Consider the following 1,278-nt stretch of genomic DNA (forward strand, 5'->3'; position numbering starts at 1 on the left):
GGTAACGGTGAACCCGGCCGGGGTGGCGGTCACGCGGTTCCCGGAGACACCGGTACCAGAGACCACCGGGGCGCCGGCCGAGCCGGTGCCGTGAACCTTGGCGGCGGACGCATCGGACGGCTTGCCGTGAGCCGTGGCGGTGGGCTGGGGGGTGCCGGTCGCAGCGCTGGCCACTCCCCCCGCCGTCGCGATGGCTGCGGCGGTGGCCGCGATGAGCATGATCGGGCGGATACGCATGAATCAGTGTCCTTTCCTGCGGGCGTCCGGTTGATGCCCGCACCCCTGTACGCCCCTCGGTGCCCGTGCGGTCGCACCCCGGACACGTGGTCCATGTCACAGGAGGTGGGCGCGACCTGGGGACGGCGCTCGTGCGTACAGGCTTGAGCGGCGCGAGGCTCCGCCTGGGAGGCACGGCTCCACCGCCGTGGTCGAGGAGTGCTTCCCGGCGAACCGCCTGTGATGCGAGCCGATCGACAGCACCAGGAGAGAAGCCGTTGATGACGCCACAGGAGTTCGACGCGTTCTACGCAGCGTCCTTCTCCCGCCTGACCGGGCAGCTCTACGCGATGACCAGCGACTGGTCGGAAGCACAGGACGTGGTCCAGGAGGCCTTCATCCGCGCGTGGGACCGAAGGCGCACGTTCGACCCCGACGATGCACCGGAAGCCTGGATCCGGACCACCGCCCGGCGGCTGGCCATCTCACGTTGGCGACGTCTGGCCCGGGGTCTGCATCTGGCCGGACGCCACCACCATGAACCCCGCACCGTCGAGCCGCCCACTGAGGAGTACTTGATGCTGGTCATCGCGCTCCGCGACCTGCCCGAGGCGCAGCGCAGCGCCATGGTTCTGCACTACATGTGCGACCTTTCCATCGAGCAGGTCGCGGCCGAGACCGGCGCCAGCGTCAGTGCCGTCAAGAGCCGCCTCGCCCGCGGGCGGACCGCGCTGGCGGCCCGGCTCGGCGACCAGCCCCCGACCAGCGAGGAAGGACGACTCCATGTCTGACCCCCTCCACGACACCCTGGGCGACCGGCTGCGGCTGCTCGGCACGCAGATGCCGGCACCGACCCTGCCCGCCGCGGAGATCCGCCGACGCGCCGACCGGCGCCGCCACCGCCGGCACGCCCTGGGCGCGACCGCGGCCTGCACCGCGGCAGCCCTGTGCCTGGCTCTCCCGTCCGTGCTGCACTCACCCGGCCCACTGCACGGAGCAGCCCCCACGGACACCTCCTCCGTGTCAGCTTCCCCCCGCCCCCCGGCCGGGTTCACCGTTACA

1 protein-coding gene and 2 pseudogenes are annotated in these 1,278 nt (G+C 72.0%); 2 read left to right on the plus strand and 1 reads right to left on the minus strand.

The features are described from left to right. Nucleotides 1-237, minus strand: a pseudogene (locus QSK45_RS38025) (hypothetical protein); the annotation flags it as partial. A 260-nt stretch (nucleotides 238-497) separates the two neighbouring features. Here QSK45_RS38025 and QSK45_RS38030 point away from each other — a divergent pair. Together QSK45_RS38030 and QSK45_RS38035 are read left to right on the plus strand one after the other, a co-directional pair. Continuing rightward, on the plus strand, nucleotides 498-1,007 hold the full coding sequence (locus QSK45_RS38030) for a SigE family RNA polymerase sigma factor (RefSeq protein ID WP_285563527.1): 510 nt from the start codon (nucleotides 498-500) through the stop codon (nucleotides 1,005-1,007). Next, nucleotides 1,000-1,278, plus strand: a pseudogene (locus QSK45_RS38035) (hypothetical protein); the annotation flags it as partial. The gene QSK45_RS38030 and the pseudogene QSK45_RS38035, both read left to right, overlap by 8 nt.

It is taken from the genome of Streptomyces hygroscopicus subsp. hygroscopicus, assembly GCF_030269125.1.
Taxonomy (GTDB): Bacteria; Actinomycetota; Actinomycetes; order Streptomycetales; family Streptomycetaceae; genus Streptomyces; species Streptomyces hygroscopicus_C.